The 24,997-nt window shown below is 70.5% G+C and carries 26 protein-coding genes; 15 read left to right on the forward strand and 11 right to left on the reverse strand.

Going from position 1 to position 24,997, the window contains the following annotated elements:
• Together AB0472_RS41480 and AB0472_RS41485 are read left to right on the forward strand one after the other, a co-directional pair.
• Positions 1-1,787 (forward strand): alpha/beta fold hydrolase (locus AB0472_RS41480; RefSeq protein ID WP_366364548.1); only part of this gene is annotated, 1,787 nt, incomplete at its 5' end.
• 16 nt (positions 1,788-1,803) lie between these two features.
• Positions 1,804-2,409: a class I SAM-dependent methyltransferase gene (locus AB0472_RS41485; protein WP_366364549.1), complete on the forward strand. Its 606-nt coding sequence runs from the start codon at positions 1,804-1,806 to the stop codon at positions 2,407-2,409.
• Positions 2,410-2,507: 98 nt separating this feature from the next.
• On the opposite strand, the gene AB0472_RS41490 is transcribed toward AB0472_RS41485, so the two are convergent.
• From AB0472_RS41490 to AB0472_RS41505, 4 genes are all read right to left on the reverse strand, one after another.
• The gene (locus AB0472_RS41490) at positions 2,508-4,289 is read right to left on the reverse strand and encodes an FtsX-like permease family protein (RefSeq protein ID WP_366364550.1); all 1,782 of its coding nucleotides are present in this window, start codon (positions 4,287-4,289) and stop codon (positions 2,508-2,510) included.
• A 4-nt stretch (positions 4,290-4,293) separates the two neighbouring features.
• The gene (locus AB0472_RS41495) at positions 4,294-5,031 is read right to left on the reverse strand and encodes an ABC transporter ATP-binding protein (RefSeq protein WP_366364551.1); all 738 of its coding nucleotides are present in this window, start codon (positions 5,029-5,031) and stop codon (positions 4,294-4,296) included.
• Positions 5,028-5,552 (reverse strand): PadR family transcriptional regulator, encoded by a 525-nt coding sequence (locus tag AB0472_RS41500; protein ID WP_366364552.1) that lies wholly within the window; start codon positions 5,550-5,552, stop codon positions 5,028-5,030. The genes AB0472_RS41495 and AB0472_RS41500 overlap by 4 nt, the downstream gene beginning before the upstream one ends.
• Positions 5,553-5,733: 181 nt before the next feature.
• Entirely contained in the window at positions 5,734-6,609 is an 876-nt protein-coding gene (locus tag AB0472_RS41505; protein ID WP_366364553.1) for a transcriptional regulator, read from the reverse strand.
• A gap of 1,002 nt (positions 6,610-7,611) precedes the next feature.
• On the opposite strand from AB0472_RS41505, the gene AB0472_RS41510 reads away from it, so the two are divergent.
• From AB0472_RS41510 to AB0472_RS41520, 3 genes are all read left to right on the forward strand, one after another.
• Complete coding sequence (locus AB0472_RS41510; protein ID WP_366364554.1) at positions 7,612-8,058, forward strand: VOC family protein; 447 nt, start codon at positions 7,612-7,614, stop codon at positions 8,056-8,058.
• A 296-nt stretch (positions 8,059-8,354) separates the two neighbouring features.
• A complete protein-coding gene (locus tag AB0472_RS41515) occupies positions 8,355-8,684 on the forward strand; it encodes an oxidoreductase C-terminal domain-containing protein (RefSeq protein ID WP_366364555.1) in 330 nt (109 codons plus the stop codon).
• A gap of 191 nt (positions 8,685-8,875) precedes the next feature.
• Positions 8,876-9,436, forward strand: coding sequence for an NAD(P)H-dependent oxidoreductase (locus AB0472_RS41520; RefSeq protein ID WP_366364556.1), 561 nt, complete (start codon positions 8,876-8,878; stop codon positions 9,434-9,436).
• A 157-nt stretch (positions 9,437-9,593) separates the two neighbouring features.
• Here the strand turns inward: AB0472_RS41520 and AB0472_RS41525 are convergent, their stop codons facing one another.
• Positions 9,594-10,343 (reverse strand): TetR/AcrR family transcriptional regulator, encoded by a 750-nt coding sequence (locus AB0472_RS41525; protein WP_366364557.1) that lies wholly within the window; start codon positions 10,341-10,343, stop codon positions 9,594-9,596.
• A gap of 91 nt (positions 10,344-10,434) precedes the next feature.
• On the opposite strand from AB0472_RS41525, the gene AB0472_RS41530 reads away from it, so the two are divergent.
• Positions 10,435-11,943, forward strand: a complete 1,509-nt coding sequence (locus AB0472_RS41530; RefSeq protein WP_366364558.1) for a GMC family oxidoreductase N-terminal domain-containing protein — start codon at positions 10,435-10,437, stop codon at positions 11,941-11,943.
• Positions 11,944-12,028: 85 nt separating this feature from the next.
• Entirely contained in the window at positions 12,029-12,775 is a 747-nt protein-coding gene (locus tag AB0472_RS41535; RefSeq protein WP_366364559.1) for an alpha/beta hydrolase, read from the forward strand.
• Positions 12,776-13,066: 291 nt separating this feature from the next.
• Here the strand turns inward: AB0472_RS41535 and AB0472_RS41540 are convergent, their stop codons facing one another.
• Positions 13,067-14,131 carry a CU044_5270 family protein gene (locus AB0472_RS41540; protein ID WP_366364560.1) on the reverse strand — a complete coding sequence of 355 codons (1,065 nt, stop codon included), beginning with the start codon at positions 14,129-14,131 and terminating at the stop codon, positions 13,067-13,069.
• A complete protein-coding gene (locus AB0472_RS41545) occupies positions 14,128-14,766 on the reverse strand; it encodes an RNA polymerase sigma factor (protein WP_366364561.1) in 639 nt (212 codons plus the stop codon). Before AB0472_RS41545 ends, AB0472_RS41540 begins: the two co-directional genes overlap by 4 nt.
• A 440-nt stretch (positions 14,767-15,206) precedes the next feature.
• On the opposite strand from AB0472_RS41545, the gene AB0472_RS41550 reads away from it, so the two are divergent.
• The 3 genes from AB0472_RS41550 to AB0472_RS41560 all read left to right on the forward strand — a co-directional run bounded on the left by AB0472_RS41550 (position 15,207) and on the right by AB0472_RS41560 (position 17,827).
• On the forward strand, positions 15,207-15,401 hold the full coding sequence (locus AB0472_RS41550; RefSeq protein WP_366364562.1) for a hypothetical protein: 195 nt from the start codon (positions 15,207-15,209) through the stop codon (positions 15,399-15,401).
• A gap of 434 nt (positions 15,402-15,835) precedes the next feature.
• Entirely contained in the window at positions 15,836-16,417 is a 582-nt protein-coding gene (locus AB0472_RS41555; RefSeq protein ID WP_366364563.1) for an ester cyclase, read from the forward strand.
• Between the two features lie 222 nt (positions 16,418-16,639).
• Positions 16,640-17,827: a glycosyltransferase gene (locus AB0472_RS41560; protein WP_366364564.1), complete on the forward strand. Its 1,188-nt coding sequence runs from the start codon at positions 16,640-16,642 to the stop codon at positions 17,825-17,827.
• Between the two features lie 42 nt (positions 17,828-17,869).
• Here the strand turns inward: AB0472_RS41560 and AB0472_RS41565 are convergent, their stop codons facing one another.
• Both AB0472_RS41565 and AB0472_RS41570 read right to left on the reverse strand, forming a co-directional pair.
• The gene (locus AB0472_RS41565) at positions 17,870-18,325 is read right to left on the reverse strand and encodes a MarR family transcriptional regulator (RefSeq protein WP_366364565.1); all 456 of its coding nucleotides are present in this window, start codon (positions 18,323-18,325) and stop codon (positions 17,870-17,872) included.
• 185 nt (positions 18,326-18,510) lie between these two features.
• Positions 18,511-19,116 (reverse strand): hypothetical protein, encoded by a 606-nt coding sequence (locus AB0472_RS41570; protein ID WP_366364566.1) that lies wholly within the window; start codon positions 19,114-19,116, stop codon positions 18,511-18,513.
• A gap of 408 nt (positions 19,117-19,524) precedes the next feature.
• Between AB0472_RS41570 and AB0472_RS41575 the strand changes: the two genes are divergently transcribed.
• Entirely contained in the window at positions 19,525-19,923 is a 399-nt protein-coding gene (locus AB0472_RS41575; protein ID WP_366364567.1) for a 6-carboxytetrahydropterin synthase, read from the forward strand.
• Positions 19,924-20,061: 138 nt separating this feature from the next.
• A complete protein-coding gene (locus AB0472_RS41580) occupies positions 20,062-21,093 on the forward strand; it encodes a nitronate monooxygenase (RefSeq protein WP_366364568.1) in 1,032 nt (343 codons plus the stop codon).
• A 54-nt stretch (positions 21,094-21,147) separates the two neighbouring features.
• On the opposite strand, the gene AB0472_RS41585 is transcribed toward AB0472_RS41580, so the two are convergent.
• A complete protein-coding gene (locus AB0472_RS41585) occupies positions 21,148-21,861 on the reverse strand; it encodes an SDR family NAD(P)-dependent oxidoreductase (RefSeq protein ID WP_366364569.1) in 714 nt (237 codons plus the stop codon).
• Between the two features lie 421 nt (positions 21,862-22,282).
• Between AB0472_RS41585 and AB0472_RS41590 the strand changes: the two genes are divergently transcribed.
• Positions 22,283-22,576 carry a muconolactone Delta-isomerase family protein gene (locus AB0472_RS41590; protein WP_366364570.1) on the forward strand — a complete coding sequence of 98 codons (294 nt, stop codon included), beginning with the start codon at positions 22,283-22,285 and terminating at the stop codon, positions 22,574-22,576.
• A gap of 104 nt (positions 22,577-22,680) precedes the next feature.
• Here AB0472_RS41590 and AB0472_RS41595 read toward each other — a convergent pair whose 3' ends face one another.
• Complete coding sequence (locus AB0472_RS41595; protein ID WP_366364571.1) at positions 22,681-23,244, reverse strand: CGNR zinc finger domain-containing protein; 564 nt, start codon at positions 23,242-23,244, stop codon at positions 22,681-22,683.
• 405 nt (positions 23,245-23,649) lie between these two features.
• On the opposite strand from AB0472_RS41595, the gene AB0472_RS41600 reads away from it, so the two are divergent.
• Together AB0472_RS41600 and AB0472_RS41605 are read left to right on the forward strand one after the other, a co-directional pair.
• Positions 23,650-24,372 carry a molybdopterin-dependent oxidoreductase gene (locus AB0472_RS41600; RefSeq protein ID WP_366364572.1) on the forward strand — a complete coding sequence of 241 codons (723 nt, stop codon included), beginning with the start codon at positions 23,650-23,652 and terminating at the stop codon, positions 24,370-24,372.
• Positions 24,320-24,997: a cytochrome b/b6 domain-containing protein gene (locus AB0472_RS41605; protein ID WP_366364573.1), complete on the forward strand. Its 678-nt coding sequence runs from the start codon at positions 24,320-24,322 to the stop codon at positions 24,995-24,997. Before AB0472_RS41600 ends, AB0472_RS41605 begins: the two co-directional genes overlap by 53 nt.

Genomic DNA, 24,997 nt, shown 5'->3' on the forward strand with positions numbered 1-24,997 from the left:
TGGGGGGTGCGGGGGTGACGCATGTGACGTTGCCGCCGGCGGTGTTGGCGGTGGTGGATGAGGGGAGTGTGGGTTCGGGTGTGGTGGTGATTGCGGCGGGTGAGGAGTGTTCGCGTGAGGTGATGGTGCGGTGGTCGGCGGGGCGGGTGATGTTCAATTCGTATGGGCCTGCGGAGACGACGGTGGATGTGTCGTTGTGGCGGTGTGTGGGGTCTGCCGGGCGGGTGTTGGTGGGTGGTCCGGTGGTGGGGACGCGGGTGTTTGTGCTGGATGGGGGGTTGGGGTTGGTGGCTCCGGGTGTGGTGGGGGAGTTGTATGTGGCGGGTGTGGGGTTGGCGCGGGGGTATCGGGGGCGTGGGGGGTTGACGGGGGAGCGGTTTGTGGCGTGTCCGTTCGGGGGTCCGGGTGAGCGGATGTATCGGACGGGGGATCTGGTGCGGTGGACGGTTGAGGGTGAGTTGGTGTTTGTGGGGCGGGCTGATGATCAGGTGAAGGTGCGGGGGCGTCGGATCGAGCCGGGTGAGGTGGAGGCGGTGGTGGGTGCGTGTGCGGGGGTGGCGCGGGCGGTGGTGGTGGTGCGGGAGGATGTGCCGGGGGAGAAGCGGTTGGTGGCGTATGTGGTGGGGTCGGGGGAGGTGGGTGGTGATCTGCCGGGTGAGGTGCGGGCTGTTGCTGCGAGGCGGTTGCCGGAGTACATGGTGCCGTCGGCGGTCGTGGTCCTGGACGAGCTTCCCCTGACCCCGAACGGCAAGACCGACCGCACCGCACTGCCCGCACCGGGATACGGAACCGCCGACAGCGGCCGCGTGCCGGGGACGGCGGCCGAGGAGGCCATGTGCGAGGCCTTCGCGGAGGTCCTCGGTGTCGACCGCGTCAACCCGGACGACAGCTTCTTCGACCTCGGCGGGCACTCGCTCCGCGCGGTGGCGCTGACACAACGACTGCGCCTGCACGGTCTCGACCTCTCGGTGCGAGCGGTGTTCGAGGCGCCGACCCCCGCCGAACTCGTCACCCGGCTCGATCTGCCCTACGAAGGCAACGAATTCGACGTCCTCTTCCCGATCCGGCCTTCCGGGAGCAAGCCGCCACTCTTCTGCGTGCACCCGGCAGGCGGCCTCAGCTGGTGCTACATACCGCTGACCCGCTACGTACCCGACGACATCCCGCTCTACGGGCTGCAGGCCCGTGGAGTGAACGACACGGGCGAACTGGCGGCTTCCGTGGGAGAGATGGCCGCCGACTACATCAGGCAGATGCGGTCGGTCCAGGAATCCGGTCCCTACCACCTGCTGGGCTGGTCGTTCGGCGGCATCATCGCCCACGAGATCGCGGTGCAGTTGCGGGCGGCGGGCCACGAGGTCGGTGCGCTGATCTCCATGGACGCGGTGCCGTTCAAGAAGGCGGATCCGGAACGCGACGGCGAGGCCTCCGAGGCCGAGGAGGCACCGGAGCCCGATCGGGCCGAGGCCGACTTCGACAGGGAGGAAGGCAGGCACAGGCCCGGCGCCCTGCGCATGCTCCGCAACGCCGCGACGCTGAGCTTCGAGCACGAGATCGGCATCTTCGACGGAAACATGCTGCTCGTGACCGCGACCGAGGACAAGGCTGAGGACGCTTCGAGTGCGGCCGCGTGGAAGCCGCATGTCTCCGGCGAGGTGGCGGAGTCCTTCCTCGCCTGCAAGCACACGGATATGGCTCGTCCTGAAGTGCTGGCCCAGGTCTGGGCCGGCGCTTCGGACTGGCTCGGCCTCGCCGGCACCGCCGGCGCAGAAGAACCGGGCCGCTAGCGAAGGGGGTCGGCACATGGCGACACGGTCCGCGGACTGGGACTCGATATACCGGGCCACCGAACAGGCACCCTGGGAGGCCGGGCGACCACAGGAGGCGCTCGTGCGCCTCGCCGAGAGCGGCCTGCTGTCCGGACGCGTCCTCGACGCGGGCTGCGGCACCGGGGACCACGCACTGCTGGCGGCCGAGCACGGCGGCGACGTCACGGGGATCGACTGCTCGGCGACGGCCATCGCGAGAGCCCGCCGGAAAGCGGCCGAACGCGGACTGAAGGTCCGCTTCGAGACCGGTGACGTGCTCGATCTCGCCCAGCTCGGAACGACCTTCGACACGGTGGTCGATGTGGGGATGTTCCATGTGCTCGACGACGAGGAGCGCCGGCTGTACGTCAGGAGCCTCACGTCCGTGACGGAGCCGGGCGGCACCTGCCACCTGATGTGCTTCAGCGACCGCCAGCCCGGTGCGCTGGGCCCACGGCGGATCACACAGGCCGAGCTGCGCGAGGCGTTCGCCGACGGGTGGGAGATGCTCGGCATCGCCCCGGAGACCTTCGCCGTCGCCCCGCAGTTCGGCAGGAAGGGCCACGCCTGGCTGGCCGCCATCCGCCGGACGGCGCCCTGAACCGCGGGTACCGGAGCCGGTGCCGTCGGCCCCGGTTCCGGGAGCCCGGCGCCGAACGGGTCCGTCCGGCGGACCCACCGGACGGACCCGAGGGACGATCACGTCGTTTCGGCGCTGAGGGTCAGCGCGACGGACCGCCGGGCCGCCACGCGGGCGGGCAGGGCGGTGAGCGCGGCGGTGGCCATCACGACCGCGAGCGCGGCGGCGAACAGCCACCACGCCGGCGGGTAGATTGTGTTCGCCGCGCTGAAGGGCCAGCAGAACGCGATGCCCAGGGGGATGCCGACGAGAGCGCCGGGCACGGTGGGCAGGAGTTGCGCGGCGGACAGACCGGCCGTGACCTGTCCGGGAGTGGCACCGAGCGTGCGTGCGACGGCCATCGTGTGCCGCGCCTCCAGCGCCGTCGTCCACGTGGTCGTCAGGGTGTTCACCGCGGCGAGGACCCCCAGCGCGGTGGCGACGGCGGTGATCATGTGCCGGCTCTGCGCGTCCTTGAGATTGCCCAGGTGCGGCGAGCTGATCCCGTAACTCACCTGGTGCTGCACGTAGATGATCAGCAGTGCCGTCAGGGTGATGACGGTGGCCGTGATGCTGCACGCCTGCAGGAACGCGCGGCCGGGCCGCCGGGCGATCAGGCGGATCCCGAGCAGGACCGGTACCGGCAGCATGGCGGACAGCCGTGTCAGACGGGCCCGGTGGTCGGGTTGCCGGGCGGTGTCCGCGAGTGCCGCGACGGTCTCGGTGCGCAGGGCCCGCAGGGTCGGCCCGAGGGTGGTGAGGACGGCCACGGCCAGTGCGACGACGGTGGTGAACACGATGGTGCCGCCGCTCGGCCCGTCCGAGGTGGTCAGCAGGCTGGCGGTGGGGTTGGCGATGGCGGGCTGGGTGAACCGGGCGGCCAGCAGGCCGAGTGCGTCGGCGAGCAGCGCCAGGGTCACGTACTCGGTGAGCAGGACGGCGGCGATCAGGCCGGGCGTGGCGCCCACCGCCTTGAGCAGTCCCACCCGGCGGGTCTGCTTGGCGGCGCGTCCCGCGGCGAGGGTGGCCACGCCCGCGATGGCGAGGAAACTCAGCAACCAGCTGCCGATGACCAGGATGGGCTGGCTGGACTCGATGATCGTGGCGTCCTGGCCGATCATGAACTGCCAGCTCTGGAAGTTCGCGTAGACCGAGGGGCCGCGGTGCGCGTTCACGAACGCCTCGGTGGCGGCCGGGTCGTGCAGCTTCAGGTAGAGGAGCGAGGAGACCGAAAGATGCTGGGAGGCCAGCGGCCGGGTGTCCTGTTCGCTCATCCAGACCAGGCCGCTGTAGTCGCTCGGCCCGCCGTCGGGACCCGTCAGCTGCGCGAACGGATAGACGGTGGTGGCCGCGCTCACGGCTGTCCCGATCACCGGAAGGGAGCGGCCGGCGACGGTGACGTGGTCTCCGACCCGGACGCCCAGCGCGGTGGCGAAGCCGCGTTCGACCACGACACCCCCGGTGCGTACCCAGGTGCCGGAGGTCACCAGGGGGCGGTCCACCGGACCCGGCTTCGCGGCGGCTGCCGTCACCACCACATGCGAGGTGGAACCCTTCGCGGAGAGCTTCGAGTAGTACTGGAGATACGGACCGCTGTGGGCGGCGACCGCGGGGTCCCTGGTCAACGCGTCCTGGGTCGCGGCCGTGTGGGCGGAGTTGTCGGGAGAGACGGCCACCACGTCCGGGCCGTCGGTGACCGCACGGGTGTGCCGGTAGAGCGTCTCGGTCGCCCCGCCCAGCGAAGCGCCCAGGGCCAGCATGCCGGTGGCGACCGCGAGGGAGAGGAGCAGCATCGCGGCCTGGCCGGGGTGGCGGCGTACGTCCGACCAGACAAGGCGGAGGACGAGCAGGAAACGGCCCATGACGTCAGCCCTCCCACCCGTGGATGCCGTCTGCCGGCTGCCTGCGGTCCGCCATCCAGGTGTCGTCCACCAGTCTTCCGTCACGCATCGACACCAGCCGGTCCGCGACGGCCGCGACCCGGTCGTCGTGCGTGACGATCACGAGGGTCTGCCCTGCGGCCCGCAGATCCTCGAAGAGCCGCAGCACGTCGAGAGTGGCCGCGGTGTCCAGGTTGCCGGTCGGCTCGTCCGCCAGCAGCACCAGTGGCTCGTTGGCCAGGGCGCGGGCGATCGCCACCCGCTGGCGCTGTCCGCCCGACAGCTGCCAGGGCAGATTGCGGGCGCGATCGTCCAGCCCGACCTGCTCCAGCAACTGGTCCGCGCGACGTCGGGCCGCACGCAGCGAGCGTCCGGCCAGCAGCACGGGCAGTTCGACGTTCTCCGCCGCCGAGAGTTCCTCGACCAGATGGAAGGCCTGGAAGACGAAGCCCACCGACCGGCGCCGCAGTTGGGCCAGCGCCCGTTCGCTGAGATCGTCGATGCGGCGGCCGGCCAGCCACACCTCACCGTCGGTGGGCCGCTCCAGGCCGCCCAACAGGTGCAGCAGGGTGGACTTTCCGCAGCCGCTGGGGCCCATGACGGCCAGCATCTGTCCGGCCTGCACGTCCAGGTCGACGCCGTCCACCGCGTGAACCAGGCTCTCTCCCCGGCCATGTGTCTTTAACAGGTCGCGGGTCTGCAGCACCGCGTCGAACTGGTTCATCCGTCCTCAGCCTTGTTCTCGACTCTCGACCAGAATTGCTCGCATGCCGCCAGCCAGCGCAGGTCCGCCTGCAACCGCAGAGCGACACCCTCCAGCAGCAGGCCGGCGGTCGAGCCGTCGGGCTCGGCCAGCAGCGCGCGCTGCGCCTGCCGCAGGCGTCCGAGTAACTCCCGGCGGTGCACGCCGACCAGCTCCACCGGATCGGCGAGCCTGGCCGCTCTCGCCGCCGCGAGTTTGAGGTGGAGCTCGGCCAGGTCCAGCTTCGGCCAGCTCACCTCGGTCAGCCAGGTGGCCACCCGCTGCTGCCCGGCCGCTGTCAGCGCGTACACCTTCCGGTCCGGGGGGCCTTCGGTGCGCTCGCGGACGACCAGTCCCGCTCGTTCCAGGCGGCCCAGAGTCACGTAGATCTGACCCGCGTTCATCGACTCCCCGAGGGGGCCGAGTGCCTGGCGCAGCCACGCGCGCAGGTGATAGCCGTGCGATGGCTCCTTCGCGAGCATCGCCAGCACCACGTCTTGCATGCGTCCCCCTAACGGCTAGCTCATGAATAGCGGTTATCCGTCACAGGAGTCAACCGAGGCCCCACCCGCTCCGGCGGGGCGTGTCATGAGCAGTACGGGCGACGAACACGTCCGGGGGGGTCCGGCGACCGACGGCCGGCAGGGCCGTCGGTCACAAGCATCATCAGTCAACGTGTGCGGATCAGATGCCCTCCAGCTCCCTCGCGAACTCGTTCCAGGTCTCGGCGTACTGCCGTGCGAGCGTCACCACGAGTTCTCTGCAGTGGGGTGGTACGGCGACGGTCAGTTCGGCCGACATGGCGATCGCGTTCTGCTGGAGCAGCCGCAGCAGGTTCCGTCCTTCCTCGTTGTGGCGCAGTGCGGGATCCCGCAGGAGTTTCTTGAGCACAGGGGCGGGGTCCACCTGCTCGATCCGCTTCGGGGCCCGGTTGTGCCTGACGCCGAGATCCGGGTCGGCCGAGCCGGTCCGTACGGCCACCGGCAGTTCGCCCATGGCGATCCGCTTGCGTACGTCGCTCACCGTCGCCGGTGAGATCCCGGCGATCCGCGCCACCTCGCGTAACGAGGCCTCCGGGCGTTCGGCGAGCACTTCGGCGGCCTTGAGGCGGCCCTCCGCACTGTTGAGCGGACGTACCTTGCCGTCACTCCCGACTCGCACGCTCGCGGATGCCGGACCGTCGTCGGCACTGTGCCGGATGGCTGCGACGGTCTTGGCCCCGAGGCCCGAGGCCCGTGCGATGGCCCGATCGGACAGGTGCGGGTGCGAAGCCACGATCCGCGCGGCCGCTGCCTTCCGGTCGGCGTGCGAGAGCGGAAGTCCATGCGTCACATTGGCCTTGACGCCGTGGAGGAAGGCGTCCTCCGTACTGCCGTCGAAGAACTCGACCTCGATCGTCTCCCGCCCTTTCAGCAGCATGGCGAAAAGACGGTGGATCCCGTCTATCACCCTCATGCTGCGGCGTTCGACGAGGATCGGTGGCAACGGCTCCTCGATCTCGGCGAGTCGGGCGATGTGCTCCTGGTCCTGTCCCTCGGAGCGCGGCGAGTCACCGGGCACGAGGGCGGATATGGGAACCGTGTCGAACCTCGGCCCACGTAGTGCGTCCTGTACCGAAGTCTCGCCCCGATCGCCTGCCCCTCTGCCGTCTGTCAGGCCGAGAGGACTGCTGGATGACTGGTTCACGCTACTTCACCCCCGTGAAAGCAATATTCAGGACACAGTTCTCTGGGGAGCGGCTACGGACGGGGGACAACGGCGATCGGCGCCGCGCGGCACGACAGGTCGCTCCCCTCGGTACCTGCGGTGCGCGGTCGCTGCCGCCAGGGGCTGTTGGGACGAGGTGGAACAGCCCCGAGCCACGGGTGGAACCCTGAGCACCTCCCCCACCGCCGAGGACACGGTGTAATCACGTTGCGGCGGATGTACTAGTTATTCATGTTGAGACTTGTTGGCGCGGGTGTCCAGAGGGCGTCATTCCGTGTGCGGTTGTGCTCCCACGCCCGGCGGACGAGTCCGGCGCTCGACGCGGTCGTGCCCTTCGAGACCGGCGAACGGACCGGCGGTCCGGAGAGGGAAGCGGCGCCGGTCGGGGCGTCCCAGCTCAGGCCCCCTTTCACGGATCTCCGGAAGAAGTCCGGCCGCTGCGGCGAGTTCGAGACGAGGAGGTTCCGAATTGATCCGATCGAAGCGGGGACCGGCCGGTCGGCCCGGAAGCGGTCCGGATCCTGCTCGAGGGCCGGCGCCTACGGATGCACTCGTCCCGGCCCGATCCCGGCGCCCTGGGAGCTCGTGCCTACCACGTGCGAGGAGACGAGTCCCGGCCCAGGCGGTCGCGGGCTTTGACTCCCGCTGCTCGGCCACGTAGGTTCACGACAAGTCGACCGGTCGCTTTGTGGAGGTCGCGGTGCCTCTCGACGCGAAGGCGGTGGAGGCCGGGCGCACCACGACTCCTGGCGCCGTGACGACGCCCCTTCCGTCTCCGTCGCCCGCCGTCGCCGGCCGTCCCGCTCGGCTCCGGTCGGTTCATCCGGCGGCACCAAGAGAGGACCACAACGCACCATGAGCACGTTCACCGGAGTCGCCCACATCGCCATCGTGGTGCGCTCCATGGCCACCAGCGTCGACTGGTACGAGCGCGTACTGGGATTCGAGCCCGTCGGCGAGGTGCGGCCCGGGCCGGCCGAGGCAGGGCATCCCCGGCAGCTCATGCGGCACGCCGACAGCGGGCTCGCCCTGGCCGTCCATGAACCCCTGCGACGCAGCGGCGACATGTTCGATCCTTCCCGCACCGGACTCGACCATTTCTCGCTCGCCGTCTCCGACCGGACCGCCCTGGACGACTGGGCCCGACACCTCGACGATCTCGGAGTGTCCCGTTCGCAGGTGCGGGACGCCGGCTACGCGGAGTTCATCTCCGTGGCCGATCCCGACGGCATCGCCTGGGAGTTGTGGGCCCCCGGACATGTGCAAGGCCCCGCCTCCCGGCAGCGAGAAAACAGGTCGTAGGTGTGCGGTCGCCTGTCATGACAACGTTCACGCGAGGTGCACAGGTGACGAGCCCGTCGAAGTGCGTGCCCGGGCGGGCCTCGGGGTGTGCGCCGGTAACACGTGAAAATGCGCAGAGGAATTGATGACCGTACAGATCGCCGGCTAATTCGACCTGTTCAACTTCAAGGACGGTCCGCGGTCCGGCATCCGTTCCCGCCACCGACTGGTTCGTCGGCAGCGGCCTCTGCCTGGACGACGGCGTCCTGTTCGACGAACGCGGCCGGGCGGCCACCGACGTCTACGCGGTCGGGGACGTGGCCCGCTGGGCGGTGGACCGCGTCCGGGCGGGCCCCCGGCCGGAGAACCGCACCAGCGCCGTGCAGCAGGCCGTCTTCGTCGCGGGCCACATCACCGGCGCCCAGGACGACTACCGGCAGGTGCCGTACTTCCGGACGGACCAGTACGACATCAGGATGCAGGTCTTCGGCCTGCTGCCCGAAGACGCCGAAGTCCGGTTGATCGAGGGCACGGTGGAGTCCCGCCGCTTCGTCATGCTCGCCGAGCGGCACGGACAGGTGGGGGGCGTGGTCGGCTGGAACAGCGCCAAGGCGGTCGTGGCCGCGAAGACCACCCATCTCGGCTGACAGCACCGGCCGCGGCCGACCTCGCGGGCCGCGACACCTGTCCATGCCGTCCGACACACATGTGACTCAACATACGCACATGTGGCAGTTGCTTGATGCGTCAATCATCAATTACGTTTCGTCCCCGCAGCACATTTCGATGCTGAAACAGGCAGTGTCTCCACGCCTTCGTACATGGAAAGAGCAGAGCAATGACCAAGATCGGAATCATCGTCGGCAGCACCAGGCCCGGCCGCAACGCGGAGGTCGTCGCCCGCTGGGTGCAGGAGATCGCCGCCCAGCGCACCGACGCGGAGTTCGAGATCGTCGACCTGCTGGACTACAAGCTGCCGGTCCTCGACGAAGCCACCCCGGCCGGCTTCGGCAACTACAGCCAGCCCCACACCAAGGCATGGGCCGAGAAGATCGGTTCCCTCGACGGCTTCGTCATCGTCACCGGCGAGTACAACCGTTCCATGCCGGGGGCCCTGAAGAACGCGATCGACTTCATCTATGCCGAGTGGAACAACAAGGCCGTGGGCTTCGTCAGCTACGGCTCGGCCGGCGGCGTCCGGGCCGTGGAGCACCTGCGCGGCATAGCGGGCGAGATGCAGCTGGCCGACGTCCGCGCCCAGGTGGCGCTCTCGCTGTTCACCGACTTCGAGAACTTCACCACCTTCAAGCCGGCCGCCCTTCACCTGGACGCACTCGCGACGACCCTGGACCAGGTCGTGGCGTGGTCCAAGGCCCTCGCTCCGCTGCGCGCCAGCTGAATCCGGCCGTGGACCGGCTGATCGGGCACGACGGGTGGCCCACCGAACGGTGAGGGCCATGTGAGTGCCCGGGCGTCACTCCGGCGACCCGTCGCAGGAATGGTCCCCGTGTCCACTGCGGCGGGCGTCGCCCCGGCCGGGAACCGATGGCCCCGGGTCAGCGAGGGGCTGTCCGTACGTCGGCGAGGCGGTTGAGCAGTTCCATGAAGAGCAGCTTCTCCCCGGGGCTGAGCGGAAGCTCCCCTTCCGCGCCGAGGGCCGCGCGCAGTGCCATGGCCGGACCGGCCGGACCGGCACCCGGCACGGCGCTGCCGGGTTCCGCCGCGGGGGAGGCGGCGGCGATGGCTGCCAGGACGACTTCGCGCGTCACGCGGGCCGTCTCCAGGTCGCGGGACTCCGGCGGGGCGCTGATCAGTGTGGAGACCACACCCACGCCCGCCGCGTGCATGACGGCGGTGGCCCGTTCGACACTCATGCGCAGGCGCCCGGCCGCGGCTACGCGCGTGACCATGAGTTGCAGTTCGGCGACCGCCCTGCGCCCGGCGTACGAAAGCCGTCCGGACCGTGACTGTCCGAACACCAGGCCGTAGTACCCCGGCTGCGTCAGTCCGAACTCGACGTGCAGATCCCAGGCGAGGCGCAGGTCGGCCACCGGGTCATCGCTGCGCGGCAGTTGGCTCTTGGCCCGGAGGTAGGTCTCGAAGCCGTACTCGCTCAGTGCCTCCAGCAGACCGTCCTTGTCCCCGAACACCCGGAAGATCGTCGGCGGGAACACACCGGCGCGGGCCGCCACCGCGCGCGTGGACATGGCGTCCAGGCCGTCCTTCTCCAGTACGTCCGCGGCGGCAAGGACGATCTTGTCGCGAAGCGTCCCCGCCGGCTGGGTGTCCACCGTGTCAGCAGTCATGAATCGACGGTAGCAAATCCGCCGATTCGATGGTTTGAACCAGTGTTACTCTCGAAACGGGACCAACGATTCGGACAGGGACGGACCCGCCATGTCTTCACTTTCTGTCTACGACTACATACTCGTAGGCGCCGGAACCGCCGGCTGCGTGCTGGCCGACCGGCTCTCGCGGGACGAGAACGCCCGCGTCCTGCTGGTGGAGGCCGGATCCGCCACACTCCCCGAGGCCGTCACCCACCCGCCGGCCTGGCCGGCGCTGGCCGCCTCGGAGGCCGGCTGGGGAGACACCACCGTTCCGCAGCGCGGCTCGGGCACCCCCGTCGCACTTCCGCGAGGGAAGGGCCTGGGCGGATCCTCCGCCATCAACGCCATGGTGTTCGCCCGCGGCCACCACACCAGCTACGACAGCTGGAGCGACCACGGCGCCAAGGGCTGGACGTTCGAGGACCTGCTGCCCTACTTCCAGCGAAGCGAGACCGCCGTCAGCGGTGCCACCGGCCGCGGAACGGACGGGCCACTCTTCGTCGGCCCGGCCGTCGAGCCCAACGACGTACTGCTCGCCTGCCTCGACGGGGCCGTCGAAGCCGGCCACCGCAGGGCGTTCGACATCAGCGGTGGCCTTGAAGAGGGCTTCGCCCCGGTGGACCTCAACATCGTCGCCGGCCGACGCCAGAGCGCGGCCGACGCCTATCTCGCTCCCGCGCTGGGCCGTCACAACCTCGATGTCGTCACGGACGCGGTCGTGCACCGCCTGGTCTTCGACGGCACGCGCTGCACCGGCGTGGAGTTCCGGGCCCACGGGCAGGTCCGCCACGCGGCGGCCGGTGAAGTGGTGCTGACGGCCGGTGCGATCGGCTCCGCGCAGCTGCTGCTGTGCTCCGGCATCGGCCCGGAGACGGACCTCCGGCGGGCGCAGGTCGACGTTCTCCACCCGCTTCCCGGTGTGGGACAGAACCTGCACGACCACCCGCGGGTCAACGTCGTCCACCGCGCACAGCGCCCGGTGCCGGCGGCGCGCAACAACCACGGCGAGATCCTCGGCCTGCTGCGCAGCACACCCGAGGCGGATGGGCCGGACGTGCAGATCATCTTCATCGACATCCCGGTGCCCAACCCCGTCGCTCCGGTCGAGAACGGTTTCACCATCGGCGTCTCGCCCATGCGCCCGGCCAGCCGGGGCACCCTGCGCATCACCTCGGCCGACCCCTGCGCACCACCCGTGATCGACCCCGACTACTTCTCCGCGGAACAGGACGTCCGGGCCGTGCTGTCCGGCATCACGACGGCCCGAAGGATCGCCTGGTCGTCCGCCCTCGCGGAATGGGGAACCGAAGAGGTCAGTCCCGGACCCGACACCGTGGACAGCCGGTCGATCCGTGATCACGCACGCAGGTACTTCGGCTCGTACTGCCATCCCGTCGGGACCTGCATGATGGGTGAGGACGAGATGTCCGTGGTGGACTCCACCCTGCGGGTCCGAGGGCTCGACGGCCTGCGCGTCGCGGACGCGGCCGTGATTCCGTCCATTCCCTCCAGCAACACCAACGCCACGGTGTACGCGATCGCCGAGAAGGCCGCCGACCTCCTGCGAGGGGCTTGAACTCCGCGGAACCCGACATCCGTCCACCGGCACACAGTCAGGTCGGCGAGCGGCCGGCAGTGCCACCCCACGACACGGAGCCCGCATGCGAACCCCAGCCCTCCCGAATGTCCTGCGGCCCGTCGTCGGCCCGCTCTCGCCCGGCACGCACTCCTTCGCGCTCGGCGGCATCACTCAGCGGTACCACGTGCACGGCACCGGCCCGGTGTGCGTCGCGCACCCCGGGGGGCCCGGCCTGTTCTGGGACTACCTGCGCATGCCCGCCCTGGAAGAGCACCTGACCATGGTCTATGTCGAGCCCATCGGCACCGGCGGGTCGGGACGGCTTCCCTCGCATCCGCACGGCTACACCTACGACCGCTACAGCCGGTTCCTGCAAGTGCTCGTCAACCGCCTCCACCTGCCCGAGGTGCACCTGCTGGGCCACGGGCACGGAGCCCAGGTCGCCGCCCACCACGCGCTGCACCGCCCCGAGCGCCTGGCGGGCGTGATCCTCGTTCCCCCAGACGGCGAACCCGTACCCGGGGTGCGGACCGCCGAGCCGCGGACGGTGTACATCTCGGGGCTGGACGAACACCTGGCCCCGGCAGCCGCCGACGACCCGGCCGACCTCCGAGCGATGGCGGTCCCGACACTGGTGATCGCAGGCCGGGGCGAGCCCTCCCACGGACGCGGTCGGAGCCCGGAGCTGTTCGGCCGCGCAGTGCGTGACTTCGTACGCAGGACGGCCGGGAAAGGCGTCCCGGCCGTCGCGGCGCGAGGCGGCGGCCCGGGAGGCGCCGTCGACGGGCGGCCAGTCGTTCTGCGACTGGTTCCCGACCTGTCCGAGTAGCTGCCGGACCTCTCCAACGAGGAGGAGGCCGGCGTGGAGACGGCAGGGCACCCCCGGAACCGGTCCGGGAACGCGGTGTCCAGCTCCCCGCCTCCGCATGCCCGGACGCCGGTAGCGGCCGTTCACCGAGGAGTTCGGTGTACGAGCAGGCCGCCCGCGACTCGGCGAGCGGCCTGTTTCCCCTGCTGTCGTGCTGCCTGCCGTCAGCTCCGGGCGGCCGTGCGGCGCCCGCGCGCAACGGACACCGCGCACGTGGCGACGTACGTACTGCCCGACATGGCGATCACGTTCTCATGCACGGGTACCCTCCGCGCCGGGACGCTGCTTCTGGGCGTCGACGACAGCTCGCTCCAGCACGGCGGTGGATTCGGTGACCGTGCCGGGCTCGACGCCGTGGGCCTGCTCCACCTGGACGGCACGACTGCCGAGATAGGCGTACGTCTCGGGGTCGAAGATCCACTCGGTGCGGTCGCCGGTCTTCCGGTCGACGTGGGCCAGGGCGATGCCCTCGCGTCCCGCGGCGTCCTTGGCATGCTTCACCACCACGACCCCGGGGATCCTGCCCGCGGCCCGGTACAGCGCCGCGTTCAGCTTCGCCGGTGCGAGCTGCTCGTCGAGGAGGTCGCCGACCGTGGAAAACGCCTGCTGGTCCGGGGAGTTCCCCTGGCCCCTGGTCTCCTTGTAGATCTTCTTCAGCAGGGCGTCCGGGTCGGTGGGCAGGGTCTTGAGGTAGTCGTAGGAGGGAGCGGCCAAGCCGTTCTCGACGGCGCTGTCGATGGTGGTGCCGCCCTTGGCCTGATAGCCGGGCTCGTCCAGCCAGCCGTGCCTGCCGTCGGGGGATTTCCAGACCTCGCGAATGTGCAGGGGCTGGACCCAGGCCTTGGAGTCGTCCGTGTCGGTGTGCGAGACGGTCAGGTAGGAGACCTCGCTCTTCACGTAGACGTACTGGCCCGGGCCGGGTTCGGGCGTCGTGCGGGCCGACGCGGCGGCGGCGATGTGCTCGACGGTGGAGGCGAGCTGGGCCGTGCTGCCGGGTTCGACGCGGACGACCGGTGCTTGGACCGGGGGCGGGGTGGCCGCGGCCGGATCGCGGCCCTCGGAGTTGGTCGGCGCGGTGAGGGCGAACGCGCCGGCCAGGGCGGCGGCGGTGGCCGGGACACCGATCAGCAGGAGACGGCGTGCGGGGCGGCGGGAGGGCGCCGGGACGGCCGCGGTGGGCTGGATCTCGTTCATCAGGTGCTCCTCGAGAAGCAGATGACGGTCGAGCGACAGGTGCGGGTCTCCCGGGGCCGGCAGCAGACGGGCCAGCTCCGCGTAGTCCGGCGGCCCCTCGGGCCGTGACTTCTTGCGGATCATTCGGACCTCTCCCCGTACGACTCGTGTGACCGGACCACGGAACTGCGGCCGCCCTGTACTTGTCCGTTGTGCGGCGGCGGTTCCCTGCGTCTCCTCAGTTCTTCCTCGGCCAGCCTGCTCAGCCGTCTGCGAGCCCGGGACAGGCGCGAGCGCACGGTACCGACCGGGACGCCGAGCGCGGCCGCCGCCTCCGCGTAGCCGAGTCCGGACCACACACAGAGCGTGAAGACCTCGCGCTCACTCCGGTTCATCTTCCTCAGCGCGCGCTGGGCTGCGGCCAGTTCGTCGGCATCGGCGATGCGGCCGACGAGTTCGTCGGCGAAGTCCGGGACCGTCTCCCTGGCCGGCAGGCGCTGCAGGGCCCGCTGGTGGCGGCGCGCGGCGCGGGTGGTGTTGCGCAGTACGTTCACGGCGATGCCCATCAGCCAGGGGCGCGGGCTGTCGCCCTCGTCCCGCAGCCTGGCGCGCAGCCGCCACGCCTCCAGGAAGGTCAGCGAGACGATGTCCTCGGCGCCGCTCCAGTCCCCGGTCACGCGTACCGCGTGCCGGTGGACCAGTCGGGCGTGGTCACGGAAGAGCTCGCGGAACGCCTCGGGGTCGCCGGCCCGTATCCGGGTGTGCAATGAGTAGTCCACGTGAGGCTTTGTCCAATCGGCGGGGCAGGTTCCCGTGGCGTGCGTCACATGGAGGCGGCATGGTCTCCGCGGCCGGCGCGCGCATCGTCGGCTCCGGCCCGGCCTCCCCACCGGGTTCCGGTGCGTCACCCGTGGTCCTGGGAGCGCCTTGCCGGTCGTGCCGCGGTGGAGTGGGTCCGCTGACCGATGTGTGTCACGGGTGTGGTGAACGTTGCAGGGCGCGGTGACCTGGGAGTCGTTTCATCCGTGCCGTGCGTTCCCCTATGACACGTACGAGAGCCCCGTGGCGGTGCCACGTTCTCTGTAACGACTTGGTCCCCGCCCTCCGGCGGTGTGACGCGAACGCAATCGTCACCGCCTTGACTGGTGACGCACTCGGGTGCAGCCTTGTGGTCACCGGGCCGCGCGAAGCGGTTCGACGTGACGAGAGCGAGGACACCGTGGCAAACGACTCAGCGACGGACCCGGCGGCGGCGGCGCGGCTCGCCAGGTTCGGCAAGCTGCCGGAGCGTGTCCAATTCCAGGAGATGGTCGAGGAGAAGAAGGCCGCACCGAGCGGTGCGGAGATCGTCTCCTACAACGCCGAGGGCTCCTGGAACCACTTCTCCTGCCTGGCGTTGGACCTGGGGTTGTGACGGGACGGGCGGTGGGAGCCGCCCGCTCGGCCGCTGTCGGCATGGAATCACACCACGGCCGTCCCGGTGGGAAATGTGACCAGAACGACTGCGGCGGTGATCGAGCGCTCCGGGTTTCTCCTTCGGGGTGAGAGAAACCGCAGGTGGCGGGCGGCGTGCAGGATTGTCGGACCGGTCGACAGCTGCCGTGCCAACCAGTCGGTCGGCATGGGGTGTGTGAGGATGCCGTTAAACTTGCGGCGTCAATCAACTTGGTCGACAGGGGCAGCACTGCTTGCTCGCCGTCCGCGGCCGCTCCGGTGACGGGACCGTCATGTCGGCGGCGGCGCCGCGAAGCGCCTCGCAGGGCCGGGACACGGTGCCAGGTCATGTGAGGGCGGCATCGCCGTCTCCCCGGACGTCGGCCGAACACCCCCAGATGGAGCGTCTACACCATGGGAACGACTGCCACGGACCTCGCCGCGGGGCTCTTCAAAGTGCTTGAGACAGGGGATCCCGCGCTGGCCGTCCGCGTAGTGCACGAGGAATTCCACAACCGCGAGGCGTCCGTGGCACCCGCGGCGTGCCGCATCGCCGGCCCCGCGGGTGTGCTGGCATCGAGCGCGTGGATGCGGTCCGCGTTCGAGGAACTGCGGCTGCCCTTCCTGGAGACGATCCACAACGACGACCAGGTGTGGGTCCGGCTCCGGATGCAGGGCCGGCACAGCGGCGCCTTCGTCCTGTTCAAGGACGGTGCGGTGGACCAGGTGGTGCCGCCCACGGGCCGGGAGATCGACTTCGAGCAGATTCATGTGCTCGACCTGCGGGACGGCAAGGTGATCCGGCACGAGGCGGTACGCGACGACATCGCGATGCTCGGTCAGTTGGGGGTCTTTCCCCCCACGCCGGCGGCGGGGATGACCATGCTCGCCTGGAAGGTCACGGGGCGGGCCTCCCGGGCGGCCGCGGAAGTGACGACCAAGGCGGCCCAGGCGGCCCAGGCGGCCGCCACGACGGCGACCGCGCCGACTGCGTGAGATCACACCTCCGGGCGACCGCCGCCGCATGTCGGGCGGCGGTCGCACACACGCACACGCACAGGGCTCCGCGCCCTACGCATGTGACGAGCCAATCGAAACAGTCGCCTTCGTGGTGATGCCGCCTCGGCGGTACGCCGCGGGCAGCGGGTCGTCACGCCCCCGCGGGCCGGCCAGTGGCCGGGGCGGCCTACGGCGTCGCCGAGTCAGGAAGTCCCCACCGTGCGCGTTCTCTTCTTCAGTACCCCTCTGCGTCGACGTCTCCTGCCGATGCTGCCGCTGGCTCGAGAGCTGAGCCGGCAAGGTCACGAGGTCGCCTTCGCGACTGCCGGGGAGGCGGCCCGCTGGCTTGAACCGGAGGGCTTCGAGGTGATGTCCCTCGGGCCGGGTCCACACGAGCTGACCGCCGAGGTCGCCCGCCGGCTCGGCGCCGACATCCTGCTCAGCTCGGACAGGGAGCTCACGGTGGAGCTCTTCGCCGGTGCGCGGGTGGATCTCATGGCGGACGAGGCTGTGGACCGGGCGCGTGGCTGGGCCCCCGATCTGGTCGTCTGTGAAGACCGCGACTTCGTGGGTCCGTTGGTCGCGAGCATGCTCGGCGTGCTGTGCGCGGTGGCGGTCACGGGTCCCGCGCCGGAACCGGAAGAACTCGACGCCCTCGTGGCGGCGGTACGCCCGCGCTATGTCGACCGGGGTCTTCGACCACCCTCCCGGGTGCCCGCCGGGCACCGGCTGCTGGATCTGTGCCCGCCGAGCCTGCAGCGCGAGGGATGGCAGCATCCCCCTGACCGCATCGCACTGAGACCGGAACCCACCCTGAGGCCGGCCGGGAGCCCGCTGAAGCACCCACGCGCCGCCACCGGACGGCCACTGGTGCTGGTCGGCTTCGGTGCGGAGGCCGAGACGTCGCCGGAACTCGGCCCGGTGGTCGGCTCGTTGAGCACGCTGCCGGTCGACCTGGCGGTGGTCGCGGGGGACAGGCGGGCCGAGGATCTCGGTGTGGAACCGGGCCGGATACGGCTGTGCAGCGGCTTTCCGGCCGACGACGACTGGGAGGCCGTCCGCGCGGTGGTTCACGACGGTGGCCCGGAGATCACGCTGGCCGCCGTTGCTCGCGGTGTCCCCGCTCTCGTCGTCGCGGAGTCGCCCGAGCAGCGGGAGCGGGCGGCGCGGCTCGCCTCGGCCGGGGCGGGGATCGTGTTCCCGGCCCGGACCGCGGACCCCGCGATGATCGCGTCGGGGGTCGAGCAGCTGCTGTCCGAACCACGGTTCGCCGTCGCGGCGGCCCGCATCCGGGACGACATCGTTGTCATGCCGTCGGCGGCAGAGGTGGCCCGACAGCTGGTGGCGTGGGCACACGGGGAGCGCGAGCGCCGGGCGCGGACGAGCGGGGTGGACCGAGCCTCGTGAGTCTTCCGGCATACCCGCGAGGCTCCGTCGGCGTGCTGTCCGTCAGCTGGGCGCTATGCGTTCCAGGACCTCGGCGGCAGCGGCGACGTCACAACCTTCCAAGCGTGAGAAGACGTGACGTCGTACGCTCGCGAGGTTGGTGGGCCATGCCTGCTTCAGCTGCGTCCATCCGTCATCGGTCAGGACGGCCAGCCACGCCCTCCCGTCGTCCGGCGCCTTGCGCCGGGTCACCAGCGACTGCGACTCCAGCCGGGTCACCACCCTGGTCATGCCGCTCAGTGACAGTCCGCACAGGCCGGCGAGCTCACTCATCCGCATCTGGTTGTGCGGCACCTCCGAGAGGTGCACCAGGACCATGTACTCGGTACTGGTGATCGAATGCTCTTCGAGCATGTCCGCGTCGACGACTCGGGGCAGGAGCGTCATCACTCTGCCCAGGGCTCGCAGAAACGCCTCCTCGTCGCTGTTGAGGGGTTCGATGGTCGTCACGTCTGCCATGAGCACAGCCTAAATGGCGCACGCAGGTTACAGCCGCCGTGTGTACGGCCTGAGTGACGCCGAAAGGACCCCCCCAGCGAGCCGCTACATGGTTGCAGGGCGAACTTGGCGATTCTGCCTGGTGCTGTGGCCCGCACGGGTACTGCCCGGCGGCCGCATGGTCTGACCGGGTGGGTCCCGCCCAGTCAGCCTGCGTCCGCGCCGGTCCCGGAGGCGACGCGCTCTTCGGGCTCGCGCCGGGTGTACAACACCGAGCGCTTCTGCCGGTGCCGACGGACGCGTCCTTTTGCCACCAGTGACTCGAGGGTGTTCCGCACCACCTGAGGGGTCGGAGACCGGTCCGGGTGCTTCTCCAGGAGCTCGTCCCGCAGCTCTTTCGCCAGGCGTGGTTCGTCATGGCCGCGCAGCAGGTCCATGAGGAGGTCTCCGAGCAAGGGGTGACGCGGCTTCTCCTCCGTGCCGGACCTGGTCGCGCCCACGGCCTTCCGCCTGCCGGCTGACCGGGACGCCCGCTCCGGTGCCCCGCCGGGCGCGAGGGGGACGGCACCGCTCACCTGCCGTCCCCGGCCGGGCACCGACTCGCTCTGTGTCTCCTCGGGCGGTCGTGACGCGTCCGACAGGCCTTCGTACCGTTCGGCGAGCGACAGGATGTCCATCAGCAGGGCCTCTTCCTGCTGCAACACCGTGATCTTCTCGGTCAGTTCCCGTTGCCGTCGGCGGTTTTCCGCAAGATCCGACACGGCCTGTTCCACATACCGCGACCGGAGCGTGGCGGCTGATTGGCTCGTCACAACCGTTCACTCCCTCTCATCGATGACGCTGCGCATGCTACCTACAGCTGTGGGTGGCGCCATACTGGGCGGTAGCCCGATCATGTCCGTGACGACGGCGATCGTCGAGGTGCTCGCGTGTGGGCCGCAAGACACCTCCAGTGTGCCGTCCTTCCCGACGGCGGGAGGTGGTGTTCGGCCGCCGACACCGAAGGATGTGCTCCTTCCGCTCCGGCGGTCCCGATCGCGAGACCGGCGGACCCGCGCGGATCCGGCGGGCGCGTCGAGATGCACACGTGTCCCGGGGTGCCCGGCCGGCACGTCCCGTGCGCCGACCGCTGCCAGGCGGCCGCACATGTCTTCGGCAGAGGTCGCCATCACCCGCGCGCGGCGCGGGTTCCGACAGCACAGAGTTCGGGGAGAGTTCTGATGTTCAGCATTACCGTCCGTGACCACATGATGATCGCCCACAGCTTCCAGGGCGAGGTCTTCGGACCTGCCCAGCGGCTGCACGGGGCGACGTTCGTCGTGGATGCCACGTTTCGCCGGCCTGAACTGGACGTCGACAACATCGTCGTCGACATGGGCCTGGCCGGAACGGAGCTCCGCGCGGTGATAGCTGATCTCAACTACCGCAACCTCGACGACCAGGCAGAGTTCAAGGGGATCAACACGTCCACGGAGTACCTGGCGGCGCTGATCGCCGACCGTCTCGTCGACCGGATCCACGCGGGCGCGCTGGGGAGGAGTGCGCTCGGCATCTCCCAGGTCGCGGTGACCCTCCACGAGTCGCACGTGGCCTGGGCCTGCTACGAGCGCTCCGTCTGACGGGGTGCCGACGTCCATGGAGGTCGGCACCGCCCGGCATGTCGATGCCCGCCGTGCAGAGGCCTGCCTGATCGGCGATTCACAAGCCGACCTTCCACCGGTTAGCGTCATACGTGTGCCGAGTGGGAGGAACCGAGTATGAGCCGTCTGCTGTCCGACGTGGGAGTCGAGCTTCCGGTACTGGCCGCGCCGATGGCCGGCGGCGCCGGGACGACCGGTCTCGTCACGGCGGCCGCCCGGTCGGGCAGCCTGGGGTTCCTGGCCGGAGGCTACAAGACCGCGGAAGCACTCGCCGAGCAGATCGTCACCCTGCAGGCAGAGAACGTCCCCTTCGGCGTCAACCTGTTCGCGGGCGAGCCGGTGCCCGTGTCGGCCGAGGAGTACCGCCGCTACGCACACACGCTGCAGCCCGAGGCCGACGGTTACGGGCTGAGACTGAACGACGGTCCGCCGGTGGAGGACGACGACGGCTGGGCGGAGAAGATCGACCTGGTCCTCGGAACATCCGTCCCGTGGGTGTCCTTCACCTTCGGCATCCCCGACCGCTCGGTCGTCATGGCGCTGCGCCGGTCCGGTACCACCGTCCTGCAGACCGTCACATCCGCCGACGAGGCACGCCTGGCGGCCGAGGCGGGAGCCGACGCGCTGATCGTGCAGGCATCCGCCGCCGGCGGCCACTCGGGCACGCTCACCCCGGACCGTCCGCCGAGCCCGGCCTCGCTGCCCGACCTGGTCGTGAGCGTGCGGCACACCACCGCGCTGCCGATCGTCGCGGCCGGCGGCATCGCCACCTCCGCCGACGCGGCGGCCGCGCTGCGTGCGGGGGCGGATGCCACGATGATCGGCACCCTGCTGCTGCGCACCGACGAGAGCGGAGCGTCCGCCACCCACAAGCAGGCCCTGGCGGACCCGGCCTTCGCGGCCACCACGGTCACGCGCGCGTTCACCGGCCGGCCCGCCCGGGCCCTGCGCAATTACTTCACGGACCGCTACGACCCCGTGGCACCGGCGGGGTATCCGGCCGTGCACCACCTCACCGCGGCGCTGCGCAGGGCCGCCGCCGAGGCGGGCGATCCGCGGCTGGTCCATCTGTGGGCGGGTACGGGGTACCGCCAGGCGAGGCAGGAACCTGTCGCCCGGACGATGCAGCGGATCACCGCGCGGCTCTGAAGCGGGGGACGGCGGGCGGGCGATGGTTCGGGGTGCCTCAGGCCCGGCAAGGCGTCAGTGTCCGGCGCTCTGGCCGCCGTCGACGTGCAGGACGTCCCCCGTGACGAACGGGGCGTTCTCGAGGTAGAGCACCGCGTCCACGACGTCCTGGACCTCGCCCATGCGGCGCACCGGGTGCAGTGCGTCCAGCGTCCCGTGGTACTCCTCCGGGTGCATGGGCGTCCTGATGACGCCGAGCGCGACGGCGTTGCTGCGGATCCCGCGGGTTGCGTATTCGATGGCCAGGGACTTGGTCGCGGACTGCAGGCCGCCCTTGGTCAGCGAGGCCAGCACCGAGGGCACGTCCGAGCTGGCGTGATCGACCAGGCTGGTGGTGATCTGGACGATGTGCCCGCCGTGCTCGCGCAGCATCTGCCCGACGGCCAGCTGGGTGATGCGGAAGAAGCCGGACAGGTTCACGCCGGTCACCGCGTCGTAGTCCTCCTGCGTGTACTCGTGGAAGGGCTTGGACACGAAGATGCCGGCGTTGTTGACCAGGGTGTCGATGCGGCCGAAGCGCTCGATCGCCGCGTCGGCCACGCGCTCGGCGGTGGCGGGGTCGGCGATGTCGCCCTGAACGTCGAGGACGTCCGGGTCCCCGGAAGGCTGGATGCCACGCGAGGTGGCGACCACGGCGTAGCCGAGCTTGCGGTAGCCCTCGACCAGACCGGCGCCGATGCCCTGGGAGGCACCGGTGATGACGGCGACCTTCTTCGGGGGTGTGCTCATGATGATTCTCCAGGTGGGGAGCGCCACACGTGTGAGCTGTGCTGAGAACCGGTGACTCTCAAACTAGAGCGGTTCGGGCCGCCCGGCCTGCCGAGCGCGAAGGGCGGGGCGGGCGTCCCGGTAGAAGAGCAGCCCCGAGGGGACGCACATGGAGTGCTCGCCTTTGACACGTGACCGTCGGCCGCCTAGCGTAGGCGACCGGTCGTCTACGAGACACCCGACGTGCGCCGCTGTCTGACGGGCGGCCAGGTGCCGGCCGGCTTTCGCGCGGGGCGCCCCGGCCACCCGCGACGGCTCGCCGTCCGGCGACGACGAGCCGACTATGTAGGCCCCGGGCCGGAACCGGCCGCGGGGCATGGCGACGGATTCCGGGCACGGCTGAGGCCCTCGCCCCCGGACCGGTCCGAGAGGAGACGAGGTCATGAAGGAATTCCTGGTCGAGATCACCACCACGGTGCCTGAGGGCACCGATCAGGCCGAGGTCGACCGGATCCGGGCCGCCGAGGCGGTGCGGGCGAAGGAACTCGCAGCCCAGGGGCACCTGTACCGGTTGTGGCGTCCGGTCGGAGAACTGCGGAGCATCGGGGTGTGGTGTGCCGACGACGAGGCGGAGCTGCGGGAGAAGGTCCTCGGAAGCCTGCCCCTGTGGTCCTGGATGACCGCGGTGGTCACCCCTCTGCAGCCCCACCCCAACGACCCGGGCCCCGCGAGCTGACACCCTGGTCGGGTTTCCGGGGCGGTCCCACGTGGGTCACGCGGCGTCGGCTGCCACGGGCGACGGCCGGTGCGGGCCACTGCCGCCGTGCGTGCGGCCGCCGTTCAGCCGGCGGCGGCCCGCGGCGAGCTCTTCTTGCGGGCACGGTACGCGGCGGCCTTGAACTTGTTGCCGCAGGACTCCATGCCGCACCACTGGCGGCGCATCCCCCGGGAGCGGTCGATGTAGACGCGGGTGCACTCGGGGTTTTCGCACTCCTTCATCAGGGGGACGTCCGGGCCGCCGAGCAGTTCCACAGCATGCCGCGCGACCGTGGACAGCGCCTGTTCGGCGGTCGCCTCGGTACGGCGCCCGGTGCGGGTGAGCTGCGGTGTCGCCGGAGGCATGCCGGCGGCCCGGTTCAGCCGGCGCAGCATGCCCTCGTCGTACTTCTGCCCGAGGTGGCGGGCGGTCACCAGGGCGTAGATCGCCTCCCGCACCTCCTTGGCCTGTTCGACGTCGGCCTCGTCGGCGGGCGCCATCTCGTCGACGAGCCCGGACTCGAGGAACCAGGCGTCCAGTCGGTCGGGGGCGGCGAACATCTCGTACCGCACCGTGCGCCGGGCGCGCAGAGTCGCGGCGAAGTCGAGGGCCGGGTTGCCGCAGACGAAAGCATGCTCGTAATTCACGTCACCATTTTGACGGGTGATTGTTGATGGCGGCAAGCGTCGCAGCTCATGCGTGGCCCGGCATGGCAGGACATGGCACTACCGCTCTCGTCCCACGGTCGATGCGCGCCGCCGACACGTTGACACCCTTCGTGGAGCCGTGCCACTATCGTCACCTCTTAAGCCGGTGACGAATTGGCGCCCCGGGGGGGCTGAGAGGCCCAGCCGGCCGGTCCGATCCGAGGGGGCGCACCCCCGGTACGCACTTCAGGGCCCCCATGCGGCGAAACCCCGCCACGTCGTGCCGTCCGGTGCGGGCGGCGTCGCCTCGGAAGCCGACGGCCAACGCCCTCCGCGGTCCGTGCTCGACCGTCACCGACGAGATGGGCCGGCCGAGTGGCCGGCCACTGTGACGAAGGACTGAACATGGCAGGACAGCCGAGACGGAACGCCGACGGCGCACCGGTGGGACGACGTGCGCTGCTGGGCATGCTCGCCACGGGCGCGGTCGGCCTCGCCACCGCCCCCTACCTGCAGCGCGGCTGGCAGAGCGCGCTGGACGCCGCCTCCCGGGTCGACGCGACGGGTCTGACCGGTCTGCTCCCCAACCCCGGCGGCTTCCGCTACTACAGCGTCGTCGGCTCGGTGCCGCGCAGGACCGAGTCCGACTACGAGCTGAGGATCGACGGCCTGGTCGACCGGCCGAGGACCTACACACTGCCCGAACTGCGTGCCCTGCCCCAGACGCGTGTCGTCCACGACGTACTCTGCACGGACGGGTGGCGGGTGGACGACACGCCTTTCGAAGGCGTGCGGCTGGCGGACCTCCTGGACGCGGCCGGTGTGCGTTCCGAGGGCGCGGCCCTCCGGTTCACCTGCTTCGACGGCGCCTACACCGAGAGCCTCACTCTCGGGCAGGCGCGACGCTCGGACGTCCTGGTGGCACTCACCATGCAGGACAAGCCGATCACCCACGAGCACGGGGGACCGGTGCGCCTCTACGTGGCTCCCATGTACTTCTACAAGTCGGCCAAGTGGCTGTCCGGCATCACGGTGACCGACAAGGTCGTCCCCGGTTTCTGGGAGGAGCGCGGTTATGCGGTCGACGGCTGGCTCGACGGGGCGGACCGGAGCGATGGAGCGGCGTGAGCCGTCCGGGCAGGTCCGCCGGTTCAGCCCGGCGGAACGGATGGTCCACCGGGCGACCGGCTGGCTCATGCTGCTGTGCCTGGCGACCGCGGCCTGCCTGTACTTCGGCCCGCTGGCCGAACTGGTCGGCCGCCGCCACCTCGTGGCCGCCGTCCACGAGTGGTCGGGCATCTGCCTGCCGGGCCCGTCCCTGCTGGGACTGCTCTCCGCGGACTTCCGCGCGGACCTGCGCAGGCTGAACCGCTTCGCGGTCTACGACCGGCAGTGGCTGAGGGCCGTCCGCAGACGGCGGACACAGCCGCAGGCGCGTCCTGCCGGCAAGTTCAACGCGGGACAGAAGCTCTACGCGGGATGGATCGCCGGCGCGGTGCTGGTGATGATGTTCACCGGCCTGCTCATGTGGTTCCTCGGCTTCCTGCCGTTCATCTCGCGCACCAGCGCCATCTTCGTGCACGACTGCCTCGCCTGGACGATCGCCGCCGTCGTGCTCGGGCACCTGCGCATGGCGTACCGGGATCCCGAGGCCAGGCGCGGGATGCGAACGGGATACGTGAGCAGGTCGTGGGCCGAGCGGCACCACTCCCGGTGGCGGCCGGCATCGGGTCGCAGAACCCCGGGGGATTGA

Origin of the sequence: Streptomyces sp. NPDC086777, from assembly GCF_040702065.1 — a bacterium.
Classification (GTDB): domain Bacteria; phylum Actinomycetota; class Actinomycetes; order Streptomycetales; family Streptomycetaceae; genus Streptomyces.